This window comes from Tabrizicola flagellatus (genome assembly GCF_046295235.1).
GTDB classification, from domain to species: domain Bacteria; phylum Pseudomonadota; class Alphaproteobacteria; order Rhodobacterales; family Rhodobacteraceae; genus Tabrizicola; species Tabrizicola flagellata_A.
Window position 1 is genome coordinate 1 of sequence record NZ_JBKBLV010000051.1, and the last position, 19959, is coordinate 19959.

At 68.2% G+C, this 19959-nt stretch carries 16 protein-coding genes; 4 read left to right on the forward strand and 12 right to left on the reverse strand.

The window, feature by feature from the left end:
• The coding region (locus ACK4IU_RS16845; protein WP_409737418.1) for an AAA family ATPase at positions 1 to 1911 on the forward strand (1911 nt) is incomplete at its 5' end.
• A gap of 205 nt (positions 1912 to 2116) precedes the next feature.
• On the opposite strand, the gene ACK4IU_RS16850 is transcribed toward ACK4IU_RS16845, so the two are convergent.
• From ACK4IU_RS16850 to ACK4IU_RS16865, 4 genes are all read right to left on the reverse strand, one after another.
• Entirely contained in the window at positions 2117 to 2971 is an 855-nt protein-coding gene (locus ACK4IU_RS16850) for a DUF2189 domain-containing protein (RefSeq protein WP_409737421.1), read from the reverse strand.
• Positions 2972 to 3109: 138 nt separating this feature from the next.
• Positions 3110 to 4717 (reverse strand): peptidoglycan -binding protein, encoded by a 1608-nt coding sequence (locus ACK4IU_RS16855; RefSeq protein WP_409737424.1) that lies wholly within the window; start codon positions 4715 to 4717, stop codon positions 3110 to 3112.
• Position 4718: 1 nt separating this feature from the next.
• Complete coding sequence (locus tag ACK4IU_RS16860) at positions 4719 to 5894, reverse strand: biopolymer transporter ExbB (RefSeq protein ID WP_409737426.1); 1176 nt, start codon at positions 5892 to 5894, stop codon at positions 4719 to 4721.
• 75 nt (positions 5895 to 5969) lie between these two features.
• Complete coding sequence (locus ACK4IU_RS16865; RefSeq protein WP_409737429.1) at positions 5970 to 6500, reverse strand: gamma-glutamylcyclotransferase; 531 nt, start codon at positions 6498 to 6500, stop codon at positions 5970 to 5972.
• Between the two features lie 63 nt (positions 6501 to 6563).
• Here ACK4IU_RS16865 and ACK4IU_RS16870 point away from each other — a divergent pair, with 63 nt between their 5' ends.
• Complete coding sequence (locus tag ACK4IU_RS16870) at positions 6564 to 7592, forward strand: DUF2125 domain-containing protein (RefSeq protein ID WP_409737431.1); 1029 nt, start codon at positions 6564 to 6566, stop codon at positions 7590 to 7592.
• 16 nt (positions 7593 to 7608) lie between these two features.
• Here ACK4IU_RS16870 and ACK4IU_RS16875 read toward each other — a convergent pair whose 3' ends face one another.
• The 6 genes from ACK4IU_RS16875 to aroC all read right to left on the reverse strand — a co-directional run bounded on the left by ACK4IU_RS16875 (position 7609) and on the right by aroC (position 14321).
• A complete protein-coding gene (locus tag ACK4IU_RS16875; protein WP_409737434.1) occupies positions 7609 to 8607 on the reverse strand; it encodes an extensin family protein in 999 nt (332 codons plus the stop codon).
• A gap of 5 nt (positions 8608 to 8612) precedes the next feature.
• Positions 8613 to 9533 (reverse strand): prephenate/arogenate dehydrogenase family protein, encoded by a 921-nt coding sequence (locus tag ACK4IU_RS16880; protein ID WP_409737437.1) that lies wholly within the window; start codon positions 9531 to 9533, stop codon positions 8613 to 8615.
• Positions 9530 to 10615 (reverse strand): histidinol-phosphate transaminase, encoded by a 1086-nt coding sequence (gene hisC / locus ACK4IU_RS16885; RefSeq protein WP_409737440.1) that lies wholly within the window; start codon positions 10613 to 10615, stop codon positions 9530 to 9532. Before hisC ends, ACK4IU_RS16880 begins: the two co-directional genes overlap by 4 nt.
• Before the next feature lie 306 nt (positions 10616 to 10921).
• A complete protein-coding gene (locus ACK4IU_RS16890; protein WP_409737443.1) occupies positions 10922 to 12340 on the reverse strand; it encodes a homospermidine synthase in 1419 nt (472 codons plus the stop codon).
• A gap of 99 nt (positions 12341 to 12439) precedes the next feature.
• On the reverse strand, positions 12440 to 13060 hold the full coding sequence (rpsD, locus tag ACK4IU_RS16895) for a 30S ribosomal protein S4 (RefSeq protein ID WP_149588440.1): 621 nt from the start codon (positions 13058 to 13060) through the stop codon (positions 12440 to 12442).
• Positions 13061 to 13220: 160 nt separating this feature from the next.
• On the reverse strand, positions 13221 to 14321 hold the full coding sequence (gene aroC, locus ACK4IU_RS16900; protein ID WP_409737445.1) for a chorismate synthase: 1101 nt from the start codon (positions 14319 to 14321) through the stop codon (positions 13221 to 13223).
• Positions 14322 to 14463: 142 nt separating this feature from the next.
• On the opposite strand from aroC, the gene ACK4IU_RS16905 reads away from it, so the two are divergent.
• Together ACK4IU_RS16905 and ACK4IU_RS16910 are read left to right on the forward strand one after the other, a co-directional pair.
• Positions 14464 to 15384: a glycosyltransferase gene (locus ACK4IU_RS16905; protein WP_409737448.1), complete on the forward strand. Its 921-nt coding sequence runs from the start codon at positions 14464 to 14466 to the stop codon at positions 15382 to 15384.
• Positions 15385 to 15574: 190 nt separating this feature from the next.
• A complete protein-coding gene (locus tag ACK4IU_RS16910; protein ID WP_409737451.1) occupies positions 15575 to 16612 on the forward strand; it encodes a TerC family protein in 1038 nt (345 codons plus the stop codon).
• On the opposite strand, the gene ACK4IU_RS16915 is transcribed toward ACK4IU_RS16910, so the two are convergent.
• Together ACK4IU_RS16915 and ACK4IU_RS16920 are read right to left on the reverse strand one after the other, a co-directional pair.
• A complete protein-coding gene (locus tag ACK4IU_RS16915) occupies positions 16596 to 18920 on the reverse strand; it encodes a sulfatase-like hydrolase/transferase (protein ID WP_409737454.1) in 2325 nt (774 codons plus the stop codon). The genes ACK4IU_RS16910 and ACK4IU_RS16915 overlap by 17 nt on opposite strands.
• Positions 18920 to 19959 (reverse strand): hypothetical protein (locus ACK4IU_RS16920; RefSeq protein WP_409737457.1); only part of this gene is annotated, 1040 nt, incomplete at its 5' end. The genes ACK4IU_RS16915 and ACK4IU_RS16920, both read right to left, overlap by 1 nt.

A 19959-nucleotide genomic window follows, 5' to 3' on the forward strand; every position in this document is an offset into this window, starting at 1 on the left:
GTCAACTTCATCGCGCATGGCGTGGCGAAGGACCCGTCCTACGGCGAAGCGCGGCCCGTCCAGGGCGCCGAGGAACAGCACGAGACGCCCAAGGCCGAGGCCGGCGAGGCGAAGGAATCCGCCCTTTCCAAATACTGCGTCGATCTGAACGTGAAGGCGCGCAAGGGCGACGTCGACCCGCTGATCGGCCGCGAGGCCGAGGTGGAACGCTGCATCCAGGTCCTCTGCCGCCGCCGCAAGAACAACCCGCTTCTGGTGGGCGATCCCGGCGTCGGCAAGACCGCCATCGCCGAGGGGCTGGCCCGCAAGATCGTCAACGGCGAGACGCCTGAGGTCCTCTCCAGGGCCACGATCTTCTCTCTCGACATGGGCGCGCTTCTGGCCGGCACCCGCTATCGCGGCGATTTCGAGGAACGGCTGAAGGCCGTGGTCAAGGAACTGGAAGACCACCCCGACGCCATCCTCTTCATCGACGAGATCCACACCGTGATCGGCGCCGGGGCGACCTCTGGCGGGGCGATGGATGCCTCGAACCTGCTCAAGCCCGCGCTGCAGGGCGGCAAGCTGCGCTGCATGGGCTCGACCACCTACAAGGAGTTCCGCCAGCACTTCGAAAAGGACCGCGCGCTGTCGCGGCGCTTCCAGAAGATCGACGTGAACGAGCCTTCGGTGCCGGATGCGATCAAGATCCTGATGGGTCTGAAACCGCATTTCGAGGAACACCACGACCTGAAATACACCAACGACGCGATCAAGTCGGCGGTGGAACTGGCCGCGCGCTACATCCATGACCGCAAGCTGCCGGACTCGGCGATCGACGTGATCGACGAGGCCGGGGCGGCACAGCACCTGGTGGCCGAATCCAAGCGGCGCAAGACCCTGGGGATCAAGGAGATCGAGGCCGTGGTGGCCAAGATCGCCCGCATCCCGCCCAAGACCGTGTCCAAGGACGATGCCGAAACGCTCCGCGATCTGGAAAAGACGCTGAAGCGGGTGGTGTTCGGCCAGGACAAGGCGGTCGAGGCGCTGTGTTCGGCGATCAAGCTGGCCCGTGCCGGCCTGCGGGAACCGGAAAAGCCCATCGGCAACTACCTCTTCGCCGGGCCGACCGGCGTCGGCAAGACCGAGGTCGCCAAGCAGCTGGCCTCGTCGCTGGGGGTCGAACTGATCCGCTTCGACATGTCGGAATACATGGAGAAGCACGCGGTTTCCCGCCTGATCGGCGCGCCTCCGGGCTATGTCGGCTTCGACCAGGGCGGCATGCTGACCGATGCGGTGGACCAGCATCCGCACTGCGTCCTGCTTCTGGACGAGATGGAGAAAGCCCACCCGGATGTGTACAACATCCTTCTGCAGGTGATGGACCACGGCAAGCTGACCGACCACAACGGCCGGACGGTGGATTTCCGCAACGTGATCCTGATCATGACGTCGAACGCCGGTGCCTCTGACATGGCAAAGGCCGCCATCGGCTTTGGCCGCGACCGCCGGACGGGTGAGGATACGGCGGCGATCGAGCGCACCTTCACGCCCGAATTCCGCAATCGCCTGGATGCGGTGATCAACTTCGCCCCGCTGGGCAAGGAGATCATCATGCAGGTGGTCGAGAAGTTCGTGCTCCAGCTCGAGGCGCAGCTGATGGATCGCGGCGTCCACATCGAACTGACGCCCGAAGCCGCCGCCTGGCTGGGCGACAAGGGCTACGACGACAAGATGGGCGCGCGGCCGCTGGCCCGGGTGATCCAGGAGCACATCAAGAAGCCTCTGGCCGAGGAGCTTCTGTTCGGCAAGCTGGTCAAGGGCGGCGTGGTCCGGGTGAAGGTCAAGGACGACGCCATCGTTCTGGACATCGAGGAACCGCAGAAGCCGCGCCTCACCGGCCAGAAGCCGCCGCTGCTGACCGCCGAATAGGCGCCTGACAGACCGGAACCCCCGCCCTGAACCGGCGGGGGTTCTGCCTTGGCCGCTCGTCGATGACTGCGTCACGCCTCGCTTCCCGCGACGAGAAGCCGAAGGCGCACGAGGAGCCGTTCCGCGGCGGTTAAGATTTCCTGAACGCCCGCAGGCAACCCCTTGATTTCACGTCGTCCGGCAGGACCGTCCCGCGTGGACAGCCTCAGACCACTGCCGCCCGGTAAAGATGCCAGGTCGCATGCCCCAGCACCGGCAGCACCACCACCAGACCCAGAAGCAGCGGCAGGATCCCCAGCACCAGCCCGCCCGCGACGATGAGACCCCAGGTTGCCATCACGCCCGGGTTCTCGCGCGCGACCTGGACCGAGGTCATCACCGCGACCGGCAGGGTCACGTCGCGGTCGAGCAGAAGCGGAAACGAGATCGCGCTGACCACCAGCACCGCCGCCGCCAGCACCGCCCCCACCGCCGTCCCGACCACCGTCATCACCCAGCCCGCGGGCGTGGTCAGCGCCGCGGTGATCAGCGCCATCAGGCTGGCCGGCCGGTCCGGCCCCAGGGTGGCCGCATGGATTGCGTCGGCCACGAGTAGCCAGACCATGAACAGCAAAGCGTTGAACAGGCTCAGCATCAGGATCCTCGGAAAGCGGGGATTGCGCAGCACCTCGAACATCGCACCCCAGCTGACCTCGCGCCCCGCCTCGCGCCGGCGGCTGAGTTCGTAAAGCCCCAGCGCCGCCACCGGCCCGACGAGGGCAAAGCCGGACAGGACCGGAAACAGGAGGTGGGTCAGGTTCCCCTGGCTCGCCAGCGCCAGCAGGACCGCCCCCATCGCGGGATAGAGCATGCAGGCGAACAGCACGTCCGACCGCATCGCCGCCAGATCGTCCCAGCCCTTGCGCAGCGCCTCGCGGAGGTCGCCCGGCACCAGCACCCGGGTCTCGGGCCGGACATCGGGATCGGCGGCGGAATGGGCCGCGACCTCGGTCGCATAGCCGGCGGCCGAGCCCAGCGCGCCAAGGGTCCAGGACAGAGGGTTTCCGATCGTCTTCGGCATCAGGGGTCCTCCCGCAGAGGGGGCGCCCCGGCTGGTCATGCCCGGGGACGCCCCAGTGGCAACGACGGCAAGCACGAAAGTTTCTTGCACCCAGACTACCACGGATTTCCCGCGCCCGCAGTCACGGAATGGTGCGCCTCAGCGTTCGGTCAGCTTCAGCTCGATCCGCCGGTTCTGCGCCCGCGCCTCGGGGCTGTCGCCCTGGGCCACCGGCCGGTATTCGCCAAAGCCGGTCGCCGCCATCCGCTCCGGCGGAAAGCCCAGTTCGTCCTGCATGTAGCGCACCACCGAAAGGGCGCGGGCCTGGCTCAGCGCCCAGTTGTCGCGGAAGGCGCCGGCCCCGGACAGCGGCACGTTGTCGGTATGGCCATCCACCCTGATGATCCAGTCGATATCCGCAGGGATCCGGGGGCGGATCTCGTTCAGGATCTGCACCACCCCGGCGATCTGCGCCCGCCCTTCGGGCGCAAGATCGGCCGAGCCGGGGCTGAACAGCACCTCCGATGAAAAGACGAAACGGTCGCCCACCACACGGACGCCTTCGCGGCCCTGCAAGAGTTCGGACAGCTGGCCGAAGAATTCCGACCGGAACCGCGCAAGGTCCTGGTTCTCGGCCGCCAGCCGCGCGGCCTCGGCGGCCTCCAGTTCCGCCCGGCGGCGCTGTTCGGCCGCGACCTGGGCCAGGGCGGCGTTCAGGTCCTTTCCAAGGCTCTCCAGCTGCACCTTCGCCGCCTCGTCGCGCGCCTTGGACTCGTCCAGCACGGCTTGCAGGCTGCCAAGCTGGCTGCGCAGCGCCGCGACCTGCTGGTTCAGAAGCTCGACCTCGCGCGCGGCATCCAGCGCCTTCTTCTGCTCGGCCAGAAGCGCGGTCTGCGCCGCCGCCAGCGCCGCGTCCTTCTCGGTGTCGCCCTTGGCGGCCTCGCTGCGCGCGGCGGCCAGAAGGGTCAGCGTCTCTTCGGCGCGCTTGCGTTCCTCTTCCAGCGCCAGCGTCATGGCGGTCAGTTCCGTGTCGGCATTGGCCAGTTTCTCGCGCAGCGCCTGCAAGGCCGCCGCATCGGCCAGCCGCGCGGCCTCGGCCTCGGTCACCTTCGCCTCGGCCGCCTTCAGCGCCGTGCCGTCCGCTTCGGCCTTCGCCTTCGCCTCGGCCAAGAGCGCCTCCAGCGCCTCGCGGCGCGCGGCGGCAAGGCGGGCGGCCTCGGCATTGGCGTCCACCTCCTCGCGCGCCTTGGCCAGGGCAAGCGTCATCGCCTCGGCCTCGCTTACCAGCTTGTCCCGCGCCGCCTGAAGGTCGGCGACCGAGGCGGTCAGCCGCTCGGCCTCGCCCCGGGCGCGGTCGCGTTCGACCATAAGTGCTGCCACCTGGGCCTCGAAATCGGTGATCCGCGACCGGGCGAGGTCCAGTTCGCCCTGCCGGGTGGTCAGGTCGGCCGTCAGCCGGTCGATCAGCGCCGCCTGCCGGTCGCCCTCGGCCCGGGCCGCGGCCAGACCCGCCTGCAATTCGGCGACACGGGCCTCGAGGCCGGTCGCCTTGGCCTGCTCCAGCCCCAGCGCGCTGGCCAGTTGCGCAACCTGCGCCGTCAAGGCGTCCAGCTCGCTGTCCTGGGTGGTGATCGTGTCGCGCAGGACCGACTGCATCACGGTGAAGATGGTCAGGACGAACATCAGCACCATCAGCAGCGTCGTCACCGCATCGACGAAGCCCGGCCAGATCAGGCTGCTGTCGCGGCGGCGGGTGCGGGCGACCATGTCAGGCGCGCCCGGCGCTGCGGCCCAGCTGCCGGATCGCGGTGGTCAGCTGGGCAATGTCGGTGCGAAGGTCCGACAGGGTTTCCTGCCTGCCGGCCGACATTTCTTCCAGGATGCGCAGCAGCTGCACGTCGATCGACCGCAGGCGCATCCGGCTTTCCGGGTCGCCGCCGGTGCCCCCCTCGCCCTCCTGCAACGCGGCCAGAAGCTTCTCCTGCCCCTCGGCGATGCGGCGCAAGAGGGCAGACTGTCCCTTTTCCGCGTCGATCCGCTCGGTCAGCGCCGTCATCGCCGTGACCAGTTCGGCGATCTTCGCCTCGGAGTGGAAGCGGTTCGCCTCGGTCTGGGCCTGCAACGCCTGCAACTCTTCCAGCTGTTGCGCCATGTGATCGACCAGAAGGCCCAGCGCGTTCTGGTCCGCGCCCTCGCCGTCGCCAGCATAGCCGAGCCGGGTGATCGAGGAGAGCCATTCCTCCAGCTCGCGGATGAAGCGGTTCTGGCCGTGGCCGGCGAACAGTTCCAGCAGGCCCAGCACCAGCGATCCCGCAAGCCCCAGAAGCGACGAGGAAAACGCCGTCCCCATCCCGCCCAGCTGGCTTTCGAGGCCCGTCATCAGCTTGCCGAAGACATCCATGCCGCTTTCGCCTTCCTGCGGGGCCAGCGAGCGGATGGTCTCCACCACCGCGGGAACGGTGGTCGCAAGGCCCCAGAACGTGCCGAGAAGGCCGAGGAAGACCAGAAGATTGATGAGATAGCGGGTGATGTCGCGCGCCTCGTCGATGCGCTGGACGACCGAATCCTGGATCGACCGCGACGAGGTGGCCGAGATCGTCATCCGGGCGGAGCGCGAGCGCAGGAGCGCGGCCAAGGGCGCCAGCAGGCGCGGCGGGGCCGCGTCCTCGGTGCCGGGCGTGCCGCGCACGAAGTTCTCGATCCAGTAGACCGACTGCGCGAGGATCCAGACCTGCCAGAAACAGGACAGGACGCCGAACAGGAAGACCAGCGCGATGACGCTGTTCAGGACGGCGTTCGTCTGCAGGATGCCGATGATCTGGGCATGGATCAGCCAGGCCCCGGCCCCGACCAGGGCGCAGACCAGAAGCATGGCCGTGATCGCGCGGATCGGTTGCGAGAAGGTCGTCTCGACCTCTGCCCCTCGGTGGTCTGTCTGGGACATGTGTCCTCTGGTTGCCCTGTGCTTCCCTGCCTGGCGCCAAGACTAGCAGGATGACGGCAACAGCCAAGCAAAAGGTCAACTCAGATCGCGCACCCGTGCGGCGAGCCATTCCAGGTCGGGGTCGGCGATGCCGAGGTCTGCCAGATGCGCGGCGGTGGACCAGAGATAGTCGCGGTTCGCCCCCCGCCCGCCCGTGGCGCGGGCGATGATGCCCGCCTGTTCCTCCAGCGGCAGGCCGCCGCAATACTGGGCGTGGTCGGGGTCGATGACATAGGTCAGCGCGTCCAGTGTGCCGTCCGCCGTCTCGACCCGCAGCACCTCTTCCAGATAGGCCGAGGAGACAAGTTCCCGCTCGCGCAGCGCCGCCAGGGTCGCGGCCTCTTCCCCCGGCGCCACCCGGAAGGCGAGGCCCGCGCAGCTTGCGCCCTCGGCCCGGTCCAGGGCCAGAACGAGGCCCGGGCGTTCGGGCGTGCCGCGATGGTGGATTGAGCGCATGCAGAAGCTGCGGTGCCAGCCGTCCAGTCGCGCAAGCCGCCGTTCGGCGACCGGAAAGCCCGGATCCCAGATCAGCGATCCGTAGCCGAAGACCCAGAGAGGTGCGTGCATGGCTGGCCCTGTTGCGTAAGGCCCTGTAAACACCGGGGCACGGGCAATGAAAAGGGCCGGTCGATGCGCAAGCTCATGTTCTTCCTCCTGCTGCTGACCGGCCTCTGGTCGGGCTACTGGTTCGTGGGCTCCGGCGCGATCCGTCAGGGGGTCGAGGCCGGCTTCGCCGATGCCGCCCGGCAGGGGCTGGTGGCCGAGAACACGGGCCTGACGGTCGCCGGCTTCCCGAACCGCTTCGACCTGACGGTCCAGGGTCTGCGGCTGGGCGATCCCGCGACCGGCGTCTTCTGGCAGGCGCCCTTCGCCCAGGTCTTCGCGATGACCTGGAAACCCTGGCACATCATCGCCGCCCTGCCGCCCGAGCAGGTGGTGACGCTGCCCGGTCAGGCGGTGACCGTCACCTCGTCCGACCTGAAGGCGAGCCTCCGAGCCAAGCCCGCGATGGACCTGCCGCTGGCCGAGGTGCGGCTGGCGGGGGCCTCGCTGGGCCTGGCCTCCGACCGTGGCTGGACGCTCGCGCTCGGCGAATTCACCCTCGGCCTGCGCGCCGATCCGGCGCTGGGACCGGCGGGCTATGAACTCGGCTTCGACCTCGCGCCGCTGACCCCCGATCCGGCCATCCCCGCGGCGGTGCGGGCCGTGGCCATCCCCGACCTGCCGCCGGCGGACCTGCCCGACGTGGTGGAAAGCCTCTGGGGCAGCCTTTACCTGACTTTCACCGCCCCCCTCGACCGGCACGCGGGCGACACGCGCCCGATCCTGACCCGGATCGAGGTCAACCAGCTGAACCTGGCCTGGGGCGACCTGTCTGCCAGCGCCAGGGGCACGGTCGAGGCCGACGACCAGGGTTTCGCTGCCGGCCGGGTGACGGTCGAGGTCACGAACTGGAACCGCCTCCCCGCGATCCTGGTCGCCGCCAGCGTGGTGAAGCCCGAGCTTGCCCCGACCGTCGCGCGCGGCATGCAGGCGCTGGCCGCGCAGACGCCGGACACCTCGGTCCTGTCCCTGACTCTGGTGATGGAGAACGGGCGGATGAGCTTCGGCCCCTTCCCGCTCGGTCCCGCGCCGCGGATGCTGCCGCCCACGGGCTGAACCCGGCGGGCCTGGCTCAGCGGCAATAGGCTCCGCCCTTGCGGGCCGAGGTGTCGAAGTGGAAATGGTCCTCGTGATACCCGTCCGAACCGGGGCCGAGCGTCGTCTTGAAATAGCCGCAGCCAGCCTTGTAGATCCTGCGCAGCAGCTTGTTGTAGTCTCCCGCGACCGACAGCACCTTGCCGTTCGACAGCACGAAGGCCGAGATGTCGATGGCCCTTCCCTTGCCGTGCTCGCTGATCTTGGCACCCTTGATGTTGTTCCGACCGCGGCAGGCGTAATGAGCCGCGATCTGCAACTGCACCAGCCGACCCTCGAAGGCAGGCTGCGCCACATCCTCCACCCAGGAATTCAGCGCCCGGACGATCGAACAATCCACTGTCGCGGCCTGGCTCAGCCGGACTCCCGCGACCGAGGTGACGCGGACCGGGTTCTCCACCCCGCAGCCGCTCACCTTGGAACTGATCCGTGCGATCTCCTCGCCCTTGATCGCAGCCACTCCGCAGACCGAACCGGCCATCGAGGCCTTCTCACGCCGCTTCTTCCGCTCTTCCTTGCGGGTGGGCGGCGGAATCGCGCCAAGGTCGATCTCGGGTTCGGGCCTCCGGCCGGACAGGTCCAGCCCCGGGGCCTTGTCCGCCGCCTTGAGCCCGGCCAGCCGCGATTCCAGCGCCCGCGGCCGCGGCTGCGGCCGGAGGGACCGTGCCTCGGCCATGGCCTCGGGGGCAGCGGCGGCGGCAACGGGTTCGACCTTCGCCGTCGCGGCGGCAGCCGCCGCCAGCCCGGAAGGACGCGGCAGGGGCCGGATCAGGGTGACTGGCGCGGCGGGCGGTTCGGCTTGCGGCTGGGCGACTTCCGGGGCTGCGGCCGCCGTCGCGGGGGCAGGGGCGGGCGCCGGAGCGACCAGCGTCGCCACGAGACGCGGATTGGCTGGCGGCCGGGGCGTGCTGTCGATCGCCTCGGCCTCCGCCGCCTGGGCCAGGCAGAGACACAGGGCCAGCCAGATCCGCCGCACCGGCCTCAGCCCTCTTTCGCCGGCGGCGCCGACCGGCCGAAATCCGGCGCGGCGGTGTCCTGCCCGGCCTCGATGATCCCGCGGCGGATGGCGCGGGTGCGGGTGAAATAGGCGTGCAGATGCTCGCCGTCGCCCATGCGGATCGCGCGTTGCAGCACGAAAAGCTCCTCGGCAAAGCGGCCGAGGATGTCCAGCACCGCATCCTTGTTGGTCAGGAACACGTCGCGCCACATCACCGGGTCCGAGGCCGCGATGCGTGTGAAATCGCGGAAGCCCGAGGCGGAATACTTGATGACTTCCTGCTGCGAGACCCGCCGCATGTGGTCGGCCACGCCCACCATGGTGTAGGCGATCGCGTGCGGCACATGGCTGACCACCGCCAGCACCAGATCGTGATGCGCGACATCCATGTCCTCTACATTGGCCCCCATCGCCTCCAGCAGCGACCGCAGCCGGGCCAGGGCCTCGGGATCGGTCCCGGCCGACGGTGTCAGCAGCCACCAGCGGTTCCGGAACAGCGTGGCAAAGCCTGACCGGGGCCCGGAATATTCAGTCCCGGCCAAGGGATGACCGGGAATGAAATGCACGCCCGCCGGCATGTGCGGAGCCACCGCATCGACCACCGCCCGCTTGACCGACCCGACATCCGTCACCGTGGCCCCCGGTTTCAGATGCGGTCCGATCTCGGCGGCGATCTCGCCCATCACGCCCACCGGCACCGCCAGCACCACCAGATCGGCGTCCCGCACCGCTTCGGCCGCGCTCTCGCAGACCCGGTCGCAGAACAGCTCCCTCGCCACCGCCCGGGTCTCGGCCGAGCGGGCATGGCCCACGATCTCGCCCGCCAGCCCGCCGGCGCGCATCGCATGCGCCATGGACGACGCGATCAGGCCCAGCCCGATCAGGGCAACGCGGGGATAGATCATTTCACCCCCTTGAACTGGCCGACCGCATGGGCGACCTGGCGGCAGCTCGCCTCGTCGCCGATGGTGATGCGCAGGCAGTGCGGCAGCTTGTAGCCCGCGACGCGACGCACGATCAGGCCCTGCTTCTGCAGGAAGGCATCGCAGGCTTCGGCCTCTTCCTGGCTGGCGAAACGGGCCAGGATGAAATTGGCCATCGAGGTGTCCGAGGGCACGCCGATCTCGGCCAGGGCATTCGCCAGCCAGTTGCGCATCCGCGTATTCTCGGCCCGGCAGCGGTCGACATGCTCCTGATCCCGGACCGCTGCCTCGGCCGCCTCGAGCTGCGTCGTCGAAAGGTTGAACGGCCCCCGGATCCGGTTCAGCACGTCGATGACATGCCGCGGCCCGTAACCCCAGCCGATCCGCAGCCCGCCCAGGCCATAGATCTTCGAGAAGGTGCGCGTCATCACCACGTTGTCGCGCGCATCGACCAGCGCGGCGCCCCCGTCGTAGCCCTCGACATATTCCGCATAGGCCCCGTCCAGCACCAGAAGCGCCTGCGGCGGCAGGTTCTCGGCCAGCCGGGCGATCTCGGCGCCCGAGACCATGGTGCCGGTCGGATTGTTCGGGTTGGCCAGGAACACGAGCTTCGTGCGCCGGTTGCAGGCGGCGAGGATCGCATCCACATCCGCCGTACGCTCGCGCTCCGGCACCTCGACGGGGGTCGCGCCCACGGCAAGGGTAGAGATGCGGTACATCAGGAAGCCGTGTTCGGTGAAAACGACCTCGTCGCGCGGCCCGGCATAGGCCTGGCAGAGGAAGGTGATGATCTCGTCCGACCCCGCGCCACAGATGATCCGGGCGGGGTCGAGGCCATGGACCTCGGCGATCGCGGCGCGCAGGTTCGCATGGTCGGTGACCGGATAGCGGTGCAGGCTGTGCGCGGTGCGCAAGAAGGCTTCCTTCACCTTGTCCGAGGGGCCGAACGGGTTCTCGTTCGACGACAGCTTCACCACATTGGTCACGCCGGCCACATGCGCCTTGCCGCCCTCGTAAAGGGCGATGTCAAGGATGCCTGGCTGCGGCTTGATCTGGTCGTTCATCCTGTCCCCCGGGGCGCGATGCGCCCCGTTTACCCGCCCTCCGCGCGCAAGGCCAGAACCTTTCGCCTTGACAGGCGGGTGCCGGAAGGTGCGCCTGCGGCGCAAGTCTTTCCTCTCGTCGTCGGCCTTCGCCTCCTCCTCGGTGTGCCGCCGGCGGGAGTATTTGGCTAAAGGGCAAATCCACTTGCCCTTTCCCAAATACTCCGGGGAGCGCGAGGGGCAGCGCCCCTCGTCCGCCGAGGAGGAGGCGCAGGCCGACGACGAGACAAGAGACTTGCGCCGCAGGCGCTCCGCCAGGCTGGCCGGTCAGACCGCGAGGAAGTTGGTGAACTGCCAGGGATCCTCGTCGTCGCGGTCCTCGGCAAAGCGGTTGATCCGGTGCTGGATCGGGGTCCAGTCGGTGTAATGGCACTCGACGGACCCGAGATAGGGACGCTGGACTTCCAGACAGCGGACATGGTCCATCTCGTCGGCTTCGACGATGCCAGCGTTCGGGTTCTCCGCCGCCCAGACCATCGCCGCCAGCACCGCGCTCGTCACCTGCATGCCGGTCGCGTTCTGGTAGGGCGCAAGGCGCCGCGCCTCGTCGCAGGACAGCCGCGAGCCATACCACATCGCGCCCTTCGAATGGCCGTAGAGCAGCACGCCCAGGTCGTCCCCGCCCGAGACGATCTCGTCCACGGTCAGGATGTGCTGCGCCTCGGCAAGCTTCCCTGCGCCGTTGATCTCGTGCAGCGACAGGATCGCGTCGTTGCAGGGGTGATAGGCGTAGTGGCAGGTCGGGCGATAGACGGCGCGGCCGTCCTCCCACACCGTGTAGTAGTCCGGGATCGACAGCGCCTCGTTGTGGGTGATGACATAGCCGAACTGCGGGCCTGTGCCCGGGCACCAGCTCCGCACCCGGGTATCCGCGCCGGGGCGGTCGATCCAGATCGCGTAGCCCGGACCATGGTCGAAGCGGTGGCCGTTCGGCGGCAGCTTCTTCTCATGCGTGCCCCAGCCCAGTTCCGCCGGCTGGTAGCCCTCGGACAGAAGCCCGTCCACCGACCAGGTGTTGACGAAGACGCCCGGCGGCTTGGGCCGCGCCGAGACCTGCGTGTCGCGTTCGGCGATATGGATGCCCTTGACGCCCAGGTCGCGCATCAGCGCCGCCCAGTCCTCGCGGCCTTTCGGATCGGCCTCGACGCCGGTATCACTGGCAAGGCGCAACAGCGCCTCTTTCAGAAGCCAGCTGACCATCCCCGGGTTTGCCCCGCAGCAGGACACCGCCGTCGGCCCGCCGGGATAGGACTTGCCGAGTTCGCGCACCTTCTCGCGCAGGGGATAGTTGGTGCGGTCGGCATTCGGCAGGGTCGAGCCGAAGTAGAAGCCCGGCCAGGGTTCGATCACCGTGTCGATGTACTGGACCCCCAGCTCCTGGGCCAGCTTCATCACCTCGATCGAATCCACGTCCACCGACAGGTTGACGATCATGCCGCGCCCTTCCGGGAACAGGCTGCGCAGGACATCGGCGAAGTTGTCGGGCGACAGGGCCACCTGAAGGTGACGGATGCCGTGGTCGCGCAGGATGTGCGCGAAGTCGGCCGAGGGCTCGATCACGGTGAACCGGCTGCGATCGAAGCCGATGTGGCGTTCGATCAGCGGCAGCGTGCCGCGCCCGATCGAGCCGAAGCCGATCATCACCAGGGCGCCGTCGATGGTGGCGTGCTTGGTCGTGGTGGTCATGGTCCTTGGGTCCCCCCGGTCAAAGAAGGGCGCGAAAGGCGCCGGAACGAGAAAGGCCGCGCCGGGCGGCGCGGCCTTGGGTCACGATCCCCGACGGGATCAGTTCTTCGCGTAGTATTCGACGACCAGGTTCGGTTCCATCTGCACCGGATAAGGCACGTCGCCCAGGCCGGGGGTCCGCACGAACTTGGCGGTCAGCTTGTTGTTGTCCACTTCCAGATAGTCGGGCACATCGCGCTCGGTCAGGGCGATGGCCTCGGCGATGGCGGCCATCTGCTTCGACTTCTGACGCACCTCGATCACGTCGCCTTCCGACACGCGGTACGAGGCGATGTTCACCCGCTTGCCGTTCACCAGCACATGGCCGTGGTTCACGAACTGGCGGGCGGCGAAGATGGTCGGGACGAACTTGGCGCGGTAGACCACCGCGTCCAGGCGACGCTCCAGGAGGCCGATCAGCATCTCGCCGGTGTCGCCGCGCACGCGCTCGGCCTCGGCATAGATCTTGCGGAACTGCTTTTCGGTCAGGTCGCCGTAATAGCCCTTGAGCTTCTGCTTGGCGCGCAGCTGCGTGCCGAAGTCCGAAAGCTTGTTCTTGCGGCGCTGGCCGTGCTGGCCGGGGCCATATTCGCGCTTGTTCACCGGGGATTTCGGACGGCCCCAGATGTTCTCGCCCATCCGGCGGTCGATCTTGTACTTGGCAGAGGTGCGTTTCGTCACCGCTGATCTCCTTCGTTTGTGAAGGGCGTTGTCCTTTCCGGGTTGCCCCGGCGACAGGTCATTCCTTGCGGAAGCCGCCAACACCAATGAAAAGCCCCGGACTCGCGTCCAGGACCGGGGGGCTTATACAGGCGCGGACGGGGGAGTCAACAGGCCCTTCTCAGCCGATCCTGCCACGCACCCCGCCGGTCTGGCCGCGGTCCAGAAGCAGATGGTCCAGCAGGACGCAGGCCATCATCGCCTCGCCCACCGGCACGGCGCGGATGCCGACGCAGGGGTCGTGGCGGCCCTTGGTGACGAGCTCCGTCTCCTGCCCGCCTTGCGTGACCGTCCGGCGCGGGGTCAGGATCGAGGAGGTCGGCTTGACCGCGAACCGGCAGACGACCGGCTGTCCGGTGGAAATGCCGCCCAGGATCCCGCCCGCATGGTTCGACAGGAACTCGGGCCCCTCTGGTCCCATACGGATCTCGTCGGCGTTATCCACCCCGGTCAGGGCGGCCGCCGCCATGCCCTCGCCGATCTCCACCCCCTTGACCGCGTTGATCGACATCATCGCCGCTGCCAGATCACTGTCGAGCTTGCCGTAAAGCGGCGCGCCAAGGCCCGGCGGCACGCCTTCGGCCACCACCTCGATCACCGCGCCGACCGAGTTGTGCGACAGGCGCAGCGCATCCAGGTACTCCGCCCATTCGACGGCGGCCTGCGCGTCCGGCACCCAGAACGGGTTGCGATCGATCTCGGCGGCGTCGAACCGGCTGCGGTCGATGGTCTTCGTGCCCATCTGCACCATGTAGCCGGTGATCCTCAGCCCCGGCACCAGCACAGCCAGAGCGGCGCGCGCCACTCCCCCCGCTGCGACCCGCGACGCTGTTTCCCGCGCCGAGGACCGCCCGCCGCCGCGATAGTCGCGGATTCCGTATTTCTGGTGATAGGTGATGTCGGCATGACCGGGGCGGAAGCTCTGCGCGATCTCGCCATAGTCCTTCGACCGCTGGTCGGTGTTCTTGATCAGCAGCTGGATCGGGGTGCCGGTCGTCCGGCCCTCGAACACGCCCGACAGGATGCGCACCTCGTCGGGCTCCTTGCGCTGGGTGGTGAACTTCGAGGTGCCGGGCTTCCTGCGGTCCAGCCAGGGCTGGATGTCGGCCTCGCTTAGCGTCACGCCGGGCGGGCAGCCGTCCACCGTGCAGCCGATGGCCGGCCCGTGGCTTTCGCCCCAGGTGGTGACGCGGAACAGGTGACCGAAGGTGTTGAGGCTCATCGCGGGCTCCGAACTCTTGTGGCGGACATAAGCGATGATCCCGCGCCGGGAAACCGGATTCTCGCAGCGGCCACGCGCCTTGCGCTTGGCAAAGCCGCCAGTCTAACGTGCCGGGCAGCAGCGGTAGGGGACTGACGACGCGATGCAGATCTGGGGTCATTGCCGGTTTTCCTACTTCGGCCGCAGCGACACCGGGCGCGAGATCGACACGCTGGAGACAGCCTTCGCCAAGCTCTGGCACCCGGTGCGGATGGCGGTGCGGTTCCACCTGTTCGAGACGCTGCTCTTGCCCGCGATCCGGGCGCAGACCGACCCCGGCTTCGTGTTCCAGATCGTCACCTCGACCCGGATGCCCGACCTGTTCCAGGACCGGCTGGACCGCGTCACCGCCGACATTCCCCAGCTGCGCATCCTGCGGACCGAGGAAACCGACCTGAACCGCGCCCTGAATCCCACGATGCTCGAGGCCGGCGCCGACGGGACCGGGGCCGCGGCGCATTTTCGCGTCGATGACGACGACGCCGTCTCGGTCGATTACGTCGCCCGCCTGCGCCAGGCGGCCCGGCGGGTAGATCCCGGCGGGATGATAACCTTCCCGACCGGCGTCATCGGCTTTCTGCACGAAGGCGCAGCCCGCCATGCGCCGTTCCAGAAGCATTCCATCGCTATCGGCCTTGCACTGGTCGAGCCCCCCGGCGGGCGCAACCCCTTCCGCATCCAGCACGTCGTGCATGCCTCGCGCGTGCCCAGCTATTGCGACCCGACCTTCCCCGCCTATCACTACACTCTGCACAGCGCGAACAACACCGCGGGTTACGGCCGGATCTTCCATCTCGACACCGGCGAGCACCGCCGCATCCAGCGCCTGATGCAGCAGCACCCTGAATTCGCCGAAGGCGCGCTGACCACCCCCGCCGCCGAGGCCGCCCTGGCCGCGGTCTTTCCCCACACCACGGGCGAGGCGCTGCGTGCCGCGATCCTGCGCGCGGGCGATCCGGTGGGCCTGGCCGAGGAGATGGGCTTTCCCGCCGAACCCTTCGCCTCGCCGCTCACGCCCGGATAACGAAAAGTTCAGCCCGGGGGTTGAAATGACGCGCGTCATGCCCAAGTAACCCGTTCGCGGGCCGGGCCCCTCTGACGACGATCCTGTCGTGATGTCGGACCGCATCGAGAAACGTGCTCGATGTCAGCCCGGGACTTCCGCTCCTGCCAAGGTTGACCTCCCGACGCACCGCAAGAGAGGCTCAACGGGGATGGAATTCCTTTTCCTGACATTTCTGGCCAAGCCGGTCTGGCTCTGGCTTCTGTTCCTGACCATCGTCATCACGCTGATGGTCTTCGACCTGGGCGTGCTGCACCGGGACAATCACGAACTGGGGGTGGCCGAAAGCCTGAAGCTTTCGGCCTTCTACATCTTCATCGCCATCCTGTTCGGCGGTTACATCTGGTGGGCCTGGTCGAACGGCACGCTTGTCACCAGCGACGGCACCAATCCGGTCGCGGCCTACTTCCAGGGCTACATCATCGAGAAGGTGCTCTCGATCGACAACGTCTTCGTCATCTCGCTGATCTTCGGCTATTTCGCGATCCCGCGGAAATACCAGTATCGCGCGCTGGTCTGGGGCATCATCGGCGTCATCATCCTGCGCGGCATCATGATCGCCATCGGAGCCGAGCTGATCTCGGCCTACAGCTGGGTGACGCTGGTCTTTGCCGCCTTCCTGGCCTTTACCGGCATCAAGATGCTGGTCGTGCCGGAAGGCGACATGGACGTGTCGAAGAATCCGGTGGTGACCTTCGTCTCGCGGCACATGAACGTGACAAAGGAACTGCACGGGCAGAAGTTCTTCGTCCGCCAGCCGAACCCGGAAACGGGCAAGCTGATGCTCTACGCCACGCCGCTTCTGGTGGCGCTGATCGTCATCAACGTGGCCGACCTGATCTTCGCGGTGGATTCGGTCCCGGCGATCTTCCTGATCACCACCGACACCTTCATCGTCTACACTGCGAACATCATGGCGATCCTCGGCCTGCGGGCGCTCTATTTCGCGCTGGCCGCGCTGGTGCACCGCTTCCACTATCTGAAGTACGCGCTGGCCGTGGTGCTGATCTTCATCGGGCTGAAGGGCTTCTACAGCTATTTCTTCGGCAAGTTCGACCCGTACCTGTCGCTGGCGATCACCGTGGGCATCATCGCCGCCGGGATCTTCTACTCGCTGTGGAAGACCCGGGACGGCGGCGATGGCCATGACTCGGGCCAGGACCGGGCCGAGGTCAAGCCGGCGGAATAGTCCCGCCCTGACGGATCTGCACCCAGACATCGTGATCGCCGGGCACCCCGGCGATCCGCAACACCGATAGTCCCAGGGTCACGTCCACCGCCCCGTCATGCCGCCGCGCGACCTGCGGCGGCTTCGGCCAGGCGGTCAGGTCATAGACCTGCTCGGCCTGCCACTGGCTGACATGGGTCACCCCGCCATAGGCCGGCATCAGGACCACCGCCCCCGGCCCCGGATCGACAAGGGTGATCCCGGTGCCCGCGTGCAGCGTGTCGTTGCCGCCCCCCAGCCGCACCCGGTTCCGCCCCGGCCCGGTATGCACCACGCTCGATCCGTCGCCGTCGATGATCTCGTCATTGCCGTGGCCGCCGAAGATCCGGTTCCGCGCCGCCGTGCCGATGATCGTGTCGTCGCCGGTGCCGCCGTCCAGCACATCGCGCCCCGCCCCGCCGATCAGCCGGTCGTTCCCCGCCCCGCCATAGAAGAAATGCCGCGAACTTTCGCTGGCCGAGATCGCGCGCAGCACGTCGTCGCCCTCGCCGCCGTGGAAGGTCGCCCCGCCGTATTTCGGGCCGATCATCACGTCGTTCCCGCGCGAGCCGCGGACATCGACCATCACCCGTTCCGTCGTCTCGAAGGTGATCGGGCTGTCGGGATGCGCCACGATCCGCAAGACGCGCGGCGATTTCTTCGCGGCCTCCGCATCCTCGTGCCGGGCCAGCACCGTGGCGATGCGGATGTTCTCGACATTCATCGGGCAGTGCAGGACATAGCCGTCCGGGCCGCCCAGATACCACAAGGTGTCGTTGCCGCCGTCCTTCGTCTCGCGGATCTTCTCGGCCTCGGCGCCATAGACCCAGTAGTTGTCGTTGCCGCGCCGCCCCTCCAGCACGACCGAGCCATCCACCGCCATCATCGCGTTGACGCCATCCGCCGGGTTCTCGAACCCGCGCAGGTCCAGCCCCAGCTCCAGCGCGCCCTTCACCAGTTCCGCGCGCAGAAAGTCCATCGGCGCGGTGGCGACCAGGTTCTCTGTCTCGCCCGGATCGGTGACCACGTCATAGACATGCTCTTCTCCGTTCGGATAGCGGAAATAGCGCAGGTGCCGGTAGCCCTCGACCGAGGGGCGCACGGACAGCGTGCCGAAGACCGAGGTGATCGGCGATTTCGACGTGTCGAAGGTTCCGAAACTCGGGTCGATCAGCGGCAGAAGGCTTTGCCCCGACACCCAGTCCGGGCGCGGTGGCAGGCCGGCAAGTTGCATGATGGTCCTGGGGAAGTTGTGCAGGCTGACGGGCAGGTCAATGACCCGGCCCTCCGCCATCCGGGGCGACCAGATGCCCAGCGGCACATGGGCGGCGCTGTCCCACTGGCTCATCTTGTGAAAACTGTCGTGATTGCCCAGGTTGAAGCCGTTGTCCGACAGGAAGATCACTGTGGTCCGCTCGCCAAGGGGCGAGGCCTCCAGCGCATCGAGGAACCGGCCGATCTCGTGATCGACATGGCTGATCGCGGCGAAATAGGCGCGCACCACCTGGCGCCAGCCGTCATCACCGCCCTTCTCCGGCGTCCAGTTGCCGTTGGCGATATAGGCCGCCTCATAGACGGCAAAGCCGGGCGGGGGGCCGTAGTAATCCTCGGGCGCGGCGATGTCGGGCCAGCGGATGTCGGCCGGGTCATAGAGCTGATAGAAGCGGTCGGGGCATTCCAGGTTGTAATGCGGATGCTTGAAGCCCAGCTGGATCAGGTGCCGCCGTGCCGGGTCGGCCCGGCCCAGGAAGTCGATCGCGTTCTGCGCCACCGTGTAGTCGTAGAACAGCTGGTCCTGCGATCCGTCGTCGTCGGGATGGTTGATCCCCGCGATCCCCGGCCCCCGGTCGAGGTAGAGCTTGACCTTCGTCCGTCCGCCGCTGTCGTAGGCCGCCACGTCCTCGTGGAACAGCACCCGGCGATAGCGTTCGGGCATCGGCTTGTAGGTCGCATCCACCTTGCCGGTGGTGAAGGTATAGAACCCCGCCCGGCGCAGGTCATAGGCCCAGGCCTTTTCCGGCGGCAGTACCTGCCGCCAGAAGCGGTTGAGGTCCACCAGCCCCGTGCGGAAAGGCGACAGGCCCGTCGCCAGCTCCGCCCGGCAGGGGGCGCAGAGCGGGATCGTCGCATAGGCATTGTCGAACCGTACGCCCCGGTTCAGCAGCCGGTCGAGGTTCGGGGTCTGGATGCGCAGCCCGAAGGTCGTTCGCCAGGTGAAGACATCGATCATGTCATCCACCCAGATGACACAGATGTTGTCTCCCCGGATGCTGTCCGCGTCGAAGGCCATCAGCCGGTCAGCCTCAGCCGCGCGGGCAGGGCCCAGCGCCGGACGGGACCCGCGCCGCCCTCGCCGCGCAGCGCGCCCCGGTTCGCGGGGCCCGGTCCCGCCCAGGGCGCGGCGGCATGGGCATAGGTGACGAAGACCTCGCCCTCGGGCCGGGCCGAACAGGTCAGCAGCACCGCCCTGGAATCGGCGGGGTCGATGGCGGCTCCGGTCAGCACGGCGCCGTTCGTCACGCCGTCCAGCGCGAAGCCGGCCAGCGGTCCCGCGGCGAAGGGGTCGTCCGGGTCGATGACCAGCGGCTCCTGCGCCTCGCAGACCAGGCGGATCGCCGCGCCGGTCCATTCCGCCAGCTGGATCGTCGGGCAGAGCCACTTGCCCCCGCCGTGGACCGCCAGAAGCGCCTCGGCCATGACCAGGGCCTTGTCGGCGCGGCCGGCCTCGGTCAGCCGCCCGGTGTCGTCCATCGCGAAGGCATAGGAGGGTGCGGCGATGACCAGCCGGTGATCGGCGTGGTTCCAGGACAGCTCCCACTGGCCCTCCAGCCCCGGCCCCCGGGTGATGTCCTGCGTGCCGCAGTCGAAGGCGGTCAGGAACACCGGCCGGGCAAGGCCGGCCTTCGCCATGCCGCGGGTGATGCGCTCCATCAGCGCGATCATGCCGTCGCGATAGGCCACCGGATCGCCGGTCAGATCCTCGAGCGTATAGTCCAGCACCACGGCCAGCACCTGGGCCCCCGTGCCCAACCGCGCTGCGGCCGCGACCAGGTTGCCAAAGGCGCGGTCGAGGTTCGCCACCGCCAGTCCGCCGCCCAGATCATGCGCCGAGGCCGCCATGTCGGTTTCCGTCCGCACCATGAGCAGCGGCAGCGCGCGGCAGTCGGCCCGGCGGCGGGCCAGGATCTCGTCGGCGATCAGCGCCTCGACCGTCAGCTCGCGCAAGGGCTCCAGCGCGTCGGTGGCCGCCGCCTCGCCCTCGCCACCCATGCCCACTGCACCGATGTCGTCGGCCGGGGCCAGCACATGCCAGCGGAACCGCGCCGGGC

Bases quoted from the DNA above. Each gene is read 5' to 3' on its own strand.
- hisC (WP_409737440.1), bottom strand. From the start codon at position 10,615: ATGAACGACCAGATCAAGCCGCAGCCAGGCATCCTTGACATCGCCCTT.
- ACK4IU_RS16910 (WP_409737451.1), top strand. From the start codon at position 15,575: ATGGAATTCCTTTTCCTGACATTTCTGGCCAAGCCGGTCTGGCTCTGG.
- ACK4IU_RS16860 (WP_409737426.1), bottom strand. From the start codon at position 5,894: ATGTCCCAGACAGACCACCGAGGGGCAGAGGTCGAGACGACCTTCTCG.
- ACK4IU_RS16905 (WP_409737448.1), top strand. From the start codon at position 14,464: ATGCAGATCTGGGGTCATTGCCGGTTTTCCTACTTCGGCCGCAGCGAC.
- ACK4IU_RS16915 (WP_409737454.1), bottom strand. From the start codon at position 18,920: ATGGCCTTCGACGCGGACAGCATCCGGGGAGACAACATCTGTGTCATC.
- ACK4IU_RS16870 (WP_409737431.1), top strand. From the start codon at position 6,564: ATGCGCAAGCTCATGTTCTTCCTCCTGCTGCTGACCGGCCTCTGGTCG.
- ACK4IU_RS16865 (WP_409737429.1), bottom strand. From the start codon at position 6,500: ATGCACGCACCTCTCTGGGTCTTCGGCTACGGATCGCTGATCTGGGAT.
- ACK4IU_RS16850 (WP_409737421.1), bottom strand. From the start codon at position 2,971: ATGCCGAAGACGATCGGAAACCCTCTGTCCTGGACCCTTGGCGCGCTG.
- ACK4IU_RS16890 (WP_409737443.1), bottom strand. From the start codon at position 12,340: ATGACCACCACGACCAAGCACGCCACCATCGACGGCGCCCTGGTGATG.
- ACK4IU_RS16855 (WP_409737424.1), bottom strand. From the start codon at position 4,717: ATGGTCGCCCGCACCCGCCGCCGCGACAGCAGCCTGATCTGGCCGGGC.
- aroC (WP_409737445.1), bottom strand. From the start codon at position 14,321: ATGAGCCTCAACACCTTCGGTCACCTGTTCCGCGTCACCACCTGGGGC.
- ACK4IU_RS16880 (WP_409737437.1), bottom strand. From the start codon at position 9,533: ATGATCTATCCCCGCGTTGCCCTGATCGGGCTGGGCCTGATCGCGTCG.